The 6466-nt window shown below is 71.9% G+C and carries 7 protein-coding genes; 5 read left to right on the top strand and 2 right to left on the bottom strand.

From position 1 onward, the window contains the following. Positions 1–21 precede the first annotated feature (21 nt). From Q0112_RS02755 to Q0112_RS02745, 3 genes are read left to right on the top strand one after another with little or no spacing between them, the layout of a single operon-like run. On the top strand, positions 22–813 hold the full coding sequence (locus Q0112_RS02755; RefSeq protein WP_297971085.1) for a methyltransferase: 792 nt from the start codon (positions 22–24) through the stop codon (positions 811–813). After that, positions 789–1670 (top strand): DMT family transporter, encoded by an 882-nt coding sequence (locus Q0112_RS02750; protein WP_297971081.1) that lies wholly within the window; start codon positions 789–791, stop codon positions 1668–1670. The genes Q0112_RS02755 and Q0112_RS02750 overlap by 25 nt, the downstream gene beginning before the upstream one ends. Before the next feature lie 60 nt (positions 1671–1730). Continuing rightward, on the top strand, positions 1731–1901 hold the full coding sequence (locus Q0112_RS02745) for a DUF465 domain-containing protein (RefSeq protein ID WP_297971078.1): 171 nt from the start codon (positions 1731–1733) through the stop codon (positions 1899–1901). A gap of 199 nt (positions 1902–2100) precedes the next feature. On the opposite strand, the gene Q0112_RS02740 is transcribed toward Q0112_RS02745, so the two are convergent. Next, positions 2101–2841 (bottom strand): alpha/beta hydrolase, encoded by a 741-nt coding sequence (locus Q0112_RS02740; protein WP_297971074.1) that lies wholly within the window; start codon positions 2839–2841, stop codon positions 2101–2103. Positions 2842–2987: 146 nt separating this feature from the next. On the opposite strand from Q0112_RS02740, the gene thrS reads away from it, so the two are divergent. Both thrS and Q0112_RS02730 read left to right on the top strand, forming a co-directional pair. Beyond that, on the top strand, positions 2988–4958 hold the full coding sequence (gene thrS / locus Q0112_RS02735) for a threonine--tRNA ligase (protein WP_297971083.1): 1971 nt from the start codon (positions 2988–2990) through the stop codon (positions 4956–4958). 336 nt (positions 4959–5294) lie between these two features. Beyond that, positions 5295–5462: a hypothetical protein gene (locus tag Q0112_RS02730; protein WP_297971071.1), complete on the top strand. Its 168-nt coding sequence runs from the start codon at positions 5295–5297 to the stop codon at positions 5460–5462. Between the two features lie 37 nt (positions 5463–5499). On the opposite strand, the gene Q0112_RS02725 is transcribed toward Q0112_RS02730, so the two are convergent. Further along, a partial coding sequence (locus Q0112_RS02725) for a tripartite tricarboxylate transporter permease (protein WP_297971068.1) occupies positions 5500–6466 on the bottom strand: 967 nt, incomplete at its 5' end.

Raw genomic sequence — 6466 nt, 5'->3', positions numbered from 1 at the left:
TCCCGGAATGAGCTTCCCGGAATGAGCTTCGCCGACGCGGACCTGACCCACGACGCCTTCCTCGACGGCCGCCTCCGCCTCCGGCAACCCCGCACCGGCTACCGCGCCGCCACCGACCCCGTCCTCCTCGCCGCCTTCACCCCGGCGCGTCCCGGCGAGCGTGTCCTCGACCTCGGCTGCGGCGCCGGCGCGGCCGCCCTCTGCCTCGCCCGCCGCGTCCCCGGCCTCGACCTGCACGGCCTCGAGCTCCAGCCCGCCTATGCCGCGCTCGCCCGCCGCAACGCCGCCGAGAACGCCCTGCCGCTCGAGGTCCACGCGGGCGACCTCCGCCGGATGCCCGCGGCGCTCCGCCGGCTCGCCTTCGACCACGTCATCGCCAACCCGCCGTTCCACCCGCCGGCGACGACGCCGGCCCCCGACGCCGGCCGCGATCTCGCCCACCGCGAGGCGGCGCCGCTCGCCGCCTGGATCGACGCAGGCCTCCGCCGCCTCGCCCCCGGCGGCCGGCTGGTGCTGATCCACCGCGCCGAGCGGCTCGGCGACATCCTCGCCGGCCTTTCCGGTCGCGCCGGAGCGGTCGAGATCCTGCCTCTCGTCCCGCGCGCCGGCCAGCCGGCCCGCCGCGTCCTGGTCCGCGCCCGCAAGGGGATCGGCACGCCGCTGGCGCTTCGCTTCCCCTTAACCCTGCACCGAGGAAGTTCGCACGCAGGAGATGGCGAGAGCTACACTCCCGAGGCGCAGGCGGTGCTGCGCGGGATGGCGGCGCTCCTGCCGGAGGGGGAAGGCGAATGCGGGTGGGGGCCGGCCTCCTGATCCTGGCGATGCTCCTGACGCCTGCCGTCGACGGCGTCGCCAAGGTCCTCTCCGCCGATCACACCCCGATGACGATCGCCTTCCTCCGCTACCTCGGCGCCGGACTGGTCGCGCTCCTCGCGGCGCGTGCCGGCGGCCGCCGCATCGTCGTGCCCGAGGGCGACCGTGCCGGGCAGCTCCTGCGCACCGCCCTCCTCGTCGCGGCGATGACCGCGCTCATCGCCGCGCTCGGCATGGTCCCGATGGCGAAGGCCGTGGGCGGCTTCCTCGTCGCGCCGATCGTCTCGGGCCTGCTCGGCATCCTCGTCTGGCGCGAGCCGCCCACCGCGCCCCGCCTGGCCGGCGCCGCGATCAGCTGCGCCGGCGCCGCGCTCCTGCTCCGCCCCGAGGCGGGGCTCGAGCCCGGCTGCCTGTTCGCGCTCCTCGGCGGGGCGCTGCTCGGCACCTATCTCGCCGCCACCCGCGGCGCCCGCTCGCGGACCGACGCCCTTTCCACGCTGGCGGTGCAGTCGCTCCTCGGCGCCCTGCTCCTGGCCCCCTTCGCCCTCGCCGGCGGCCTGCCGTCACCGACACCGGGGCTCCTCCTCGGCGCGCTCGGGCTGGGCGCGGGCTCGGCGGCCTGTCACTTCCTCACCGTCGCCGCCTACCAGCGCGCCGATGCGGCCGTGCTGGCGCCCTTCCTCTATTTCAACCTCGTGACCGCGACCGTCGCCGGCTTCCTCTTCTTCGGCGAGACGGTCGACCGGGGCGGCGCCCTCGGGCTGCTCGCGATCGTCGCCGGCGGGCTCGTGGCGCTGGTTCCGGCGGCGGGGTCACGGGCGCGTCAGGCGCTCGCGGTGCGGGTGCGGTTTGCGTGACAGGCGTGGGTTTCCATGCTTTACTTCGACGGTCGATGGCAATGGAGCAGGAGGCACGGAATGAGCGTGAGTTCCCACCTGAGCGAGCTTCGCAAGAAGCATCAGGCCCTCTCGGAGATCATCGAGGAAGAGCAGCGCAGGCCTGCCAGCGATGACCTGAGCATCAAGCAACTCAAGCTCAAGAAGCTGTATCTCAAGGAAGAGATCGAGCGGCTCACCGCCGGGGGCTGAACGCCGGCGACCCGCGCGGGGTCCACGGGCCGGCCTCGCGGCCGGCCTTTTCGTGTCCGCCTGACGGGCGCGAATCGGGCCGCGATGGCCGGCTGCCGCAAGGGTTTATCGGCAATCGTTCGATGCACGGAAGCGCGCACGATCCAGGCGCGGCGCCCATGCTGCGGAAAATTGTCGGGATTTCGGCGGCGGGCGCCGTCTAGAGAATTCCCTCGATCGTCTCGGCGAGGAGCTCGAGGTTCTCCGGCGAGCTGAAGCGGTGGTCGGCGTCCTTGACCAGCGTCAGGCGGATGTCGGGGCCGGTGGCGTGGGCGAGGAGCCGGAGCGCCACGGAGATGTCGACGTCGCGGTCGGCGGTGCCGTGCAGCAGGCGCACCGGGAAGGGCAGCTCGAGCGGCCCGCGCAGGACGAGGTTCTGCCGGCCGTCCTCGATCAGGCGGCGCGTGATGGGGTAGGGGACCTCGTCGTAGTCGGAGGGCAGCTCGATCCGCCCCTCTTCCGTGATCCGCCGCCGCTGGTCGGCGTCGAAGGCCGCCCAGATCGAGTCCTCGGTGAAGTCGGGGGCGGCGGCGATGCCGACGAGGCCGGCGATGCGGCCGGGCATCCAGCCGGCGAGGATGAGTGCGATCCAGCCGCCCATGCTCGAGCCCACCAGCACCTGCGGGCCCTCGGTCAGCCGCAGGACCGCGTCCCGCGCGTCGTGCGCCCAGTCGCCGACGCCGAGCGCCTCGAAGTCGCCCGAGGAGGCGCCGTGGCCGGTATAGTCGAAGCGCAGGTAGGCCTGGCCGCGGGCGTGCGCCCAGGCTTCGAGGAAATGCGCCTTGGTGCCGGTCATGTCGGAGCGGAAGCCGCCGAGGAACACCACCCCCGGGCCGCGCCCGTCGCTGCGGCGATAGGCGATGCGGCGTCCGCCGGGAAGCTCGAGCGTCGTCCTGTCCATGCGCGTTCATAGCAACGCGGACCCGCGTCGCGCCAGCCGCTTGACAGCGTCCGGCGGCGGGCTTAGCGCGAGGTTCCCTGAGACCCGGGCGTGCCGTAGGCGCCGAACCCAAAGGAGGAGAGACGATGAGCGACCTCGCATCCGGAATCCGGGAGGTGGCCGTCACCCTCCCCGACGGCGCGGTCCGCACCTTTCCCGCCGGCACGACCGGCGCGGACGTGGCCGCCGACATCTCGAAATCGCTGGCCAGGGCCGCGCTCGCCGTCACCCTCGACGGGCGGCTCTCCGACCTGTCGCAGCCGATCGAGAAGGACGTGCAGCTCTCGGTCGTCACCGCGAAGGACGAGGCGCCGGCGCTCGAGCTCATCCGCCACGATGCGGCGCACATCATGGCGCGGGCGGTGCAGGAGCTCTGGCCGGACGTGAAGGTCACGATCGGGCCGGTGATCGAGAACGGCTGGTACTACGATTTCGACCGCCGGGAGCCGTTCACGCCCGAGGACCTCGAGGCGATCAGCGCGCGGATGCGGCAGATCATCGCCGCGCGCGATCCGGTGAGGACCGAGGTCTGGGAGCGCGACCGCGCCATCCGCCACTACGAGGCGCTGGGCGAGCCCTACAAGGTCGAGCTCGTCGAGGCGATCCCCGAGGCCGATCCGGTCCGGATGTACTGGCACGGGCACTGGCAGGACCTCTGCCGCGGCCCGCATCTCGCCAACACCGGGCAGGTGCCGGCGGACGCCTTCAAGCTCATGTCGATCGCCGGGGCCTACTGGCGCGGCGACTCGCGGCGGGCGATGCTGCAGCGGATCTACGGCGTCGCCTTCCGGACGAAGGCGGATCTCGACGCCTATCTGCACCAGCTCGAGGAGGCGCAGAAGCGCGACCACCGCCGGCTCGGCAAGGAGATGGACCTCTTCCACCTGCAGCAGGAGGCGCAGGGGTCGGTCTTCTGGCACCCGAACGGCTTCGTCATCTGGCGGGTGCTCGAGGCCTATATCCGCCGCCAGCTCGACGCCGACGGCTATGTCGAGGTGAAGACGCCGCAGTTGCTCGACTCGGCGCTCTGGGTGCAGTCGGGGCACTGGGGCAAGTTCCGCGAGAACATGTTCGTGGTGCCGGACGAGATCCCCTCGACCGAGGAGGAGGGGCCGGTCCTCTCCGGCAAGGCCGAGCTGATGGCGCTGAAGCCGATGAACTGCCCCGGCCACATCCAGATCTTCAAGCAGGGGACGAAGTCCTACCGCGACCTGCCGCTCAGGATGGCCGAGTTCGGCTGCTGCCACCGGAACGAGGCGCATGGCGCGCTGCACGGGCTGATGCGGGTGCGGCAGATGACGCAGGACGATGCGCACATCTTCTGCCGCGAGGACCAGATCTTCGAGGAGACGCGGCGCTTCCTCGACCTCTTCGCCCGGGTCTACGGCCACATGGGCATGACCGAGATCGCCTACAAGCTGGCCACCCGGCCCGACCAGCGCGCCGGGGACGACGCGACCTGGAACCGCGCCGAGGAAGCGCTGGCGCAGGCGCTGGAGGCGAACGGGCTCGAATTCGACTATGCGCCCGGCGAGGGGGCGTTCTACGGGCCGAAGCTCGAGTTCCACCTGACCGACGCCATCGGGCGGACCTGGCAGGCCGGCACCTTCCAGCTCGACTACGTGCTGCCGGAGCGGCTCGATGCCACCTATGTCGGCGAGGACGGGGCGCGGCACCGGCCGGTGATGCTGCACCGGGCGGTCTTCGGGACGTTCGAGCGGTTCATCGGGCTTCTGATCGAGCATTATGCCGGGCGCTTCCCGCTCTGGCTGGCGCCGCGGCAGGTCGTGGTCGCGCCGATCGTCTCGGAGGCGAACGCCTATGCCGAGGAGGTGGTGGCTGCGCTTCGGGAGCGCGGGCTCAGGGCGGAGGCGGACCTTCGCAACGAGAAGATCAACTACAAGGTCCGCGAGCACAGCCTCGCCAAGGTGCCGGTCATCCTCGCCGTCGGCGGCCGCGAGGTCGAGGAGCGGACCGTCTCGATCCGGCGGCTGGGCGAGCAGGGGAGCCGGGTGGCGGCGCTCGACGCGGCCGTCGCCGAGCTCGGGCTGGAGGCTGTCCCGCCCGACCTGCGCTGAGGTCGGCTTGCGCCAGGGTCATGGCGGGGTTGCGCCGGCAGGGTCTGGCAAAACCCGGGCGGCGTCCCCAAATCTTCAGCGAGGCCAGCAGGTTGCCGGCCTCGTAGATGCAAGGACCGAAGCAAATGACCCGCCGCCACGCTTTCGCCAGCCGCATGGCTGACTTCTGCAGGACGCTTGCGAGCGCCGGGCGTGTCGTGAGCGCCGTCAACGCCGGCCGGATGCCGGCGGCATATGATCTCGCGCGCCTCGGGATCAGCCCCGCCGCCTTTGCGGCGATCGGGCGCGCGTGACTTCGGGCGGCGACTGCCGCCACGGATACGAAAGGATTTGACCATGACTGCCATCACCGACCTGAGCCACCGTCCCACCTGGTGGGAGCGCGCCCTGGAGCTCGTCCGGGCGTTCTTCGCGCCGGGCAAGCCCGGGGAGGAGTCGAAGCCGATCGACGCCCGCGAGCTCGGCATTTACCCGCGCGACTACATGTCGATCGGCCACGGCTGACCGGCTCCGGGGGCAAATCCAGCGACGGCGGCGCGGTTCAGTCCTCGTCTGACGACAGCTGAGCGAGCACCTGGCCCTTGCCGCGCAGGCGGAGGAAGATCGGCAGGAGGAGCGCCGTCGCCGCGATGAGGTAGAGGATGATGGCGACCGGCGAGTGCACCAGCACCGAGGGGTCGCCCTGGCTGATCGCCAGCGCGCGGCGGAGCTGCTGCTCGGCCAGCGGGCCGAGGATGAGCCCGACGACCACCGGCGCGATCGGATAGCCGAAGGCGCGCATCCCGTAGCCGAGGAGCCCGAAGGCGAGGAGCAGGCCGAGCTCGACCGTCGAGGGGTTGGCGCCGATGGTGCCGAGGGTGGCGAAGGTCAGGATGCCGGCGTAGAGCCAGGGCTTCGGGATGGTGAGGAGCCGAACCCAGAGCCCGACGAGCGGCAGGTTCAGGACGATCAGCATGAAGTTGGCGACGAGGAGGCTGGCGATCAGGCTCCAGACCAGCGAGGCGTTGTTGACGAAGAGGAGCGGTCCCGGCTGCAGCCCGAACTGCTGGAAGCCGGCGAGCATGATGGCGGCGGTGGCCGAGGTGGGCAGGCCGAGGGTCAGGAGCGGCACGAGGGTGCCGGCGGCGGAGGCGTTGTTCGCCGCCTCGGGGCCGGCGACGCCCTCGATGGCGCCGTTGCCGAATTCCTCCGGGTGCTTCGCCAGCGCCTTCTCGGTCGAGTAGGAGAGAAAGGTGCCGATCTCGGCGCCGCCGGCCGGCATGGCGCCGATCGGGAAGCCGATCACCGTGCCGCGCAGCCACGGCTTCCAGGAGCGCGCCCAGTCCTCGCGGGTCATCCAGACCGAGCCCTTGACCGCCTCGACCTTCTCCTCGCCCTCTACCGGGGTCGCCGCGACCTTGAGCGCCTCGCCGACGGCGAAGAGGGCGACGGCGAGGGTGGTGACCTCGATGCCGTCGAGGAGGTCGGGGACGCCGAAGCTGAGCCGCGCCTGGCCGGTCTGCAGGTCG

Source organism: uncultured Amaricoccus sp., from assembly GCF_937858865.1.
Taxonomy (GTDB): Bacteria; Pseudomonadota; Alphaproteobacteria; order Rhodobacterales; family Rhodobacteraceae; genus Amaricoccus.
The sequence above is the reverse complement of the archived record's forward strand: the minus strand, read 5'-3'. Positions and strand labels throughout refer to the sequence as shown.

Excerpts from the sequence above, each read along its gene's own strand:
- Q0112_RS02755 (WP_297971085.1), top strand. The coding sequence starts at position 22 with ATGAGCTTCGCCGACGCGGACCTGACCCACGACGCCTTCCTCGACGGC.
- Q0112_RS02750 (WP_297971081.1), top strand. The coding sequence starts at position 789 with ATGCGGGTGGGGGCCGGCCTCCTGATCCTGGCGATGCTCCTGACGCCT.
- Q0112_RS02745 (WP_297971078.1), top strand. The coding sequence starts at position 1,731 with ATGAGCGTGAGTTCCCACCTGAGCGAGCTTCGCAAGAAGCATCAGGCC.
- Q0112_RS02740 (WP_297971074.1), bottom strand. The coding sequence starts at position 2,841 with ATGGACAGGACGACGCTCGAGCTTCCCGGCGGACGCCGCATCGCCTAT.
- Q0112_RS02730 (WP_297971071.1), top strand. The coding sequence starts at position 5,295 with ATGACTGCCATCACCGACCTGAGCCACCGTCCCACCTGGTGGGAGCGC.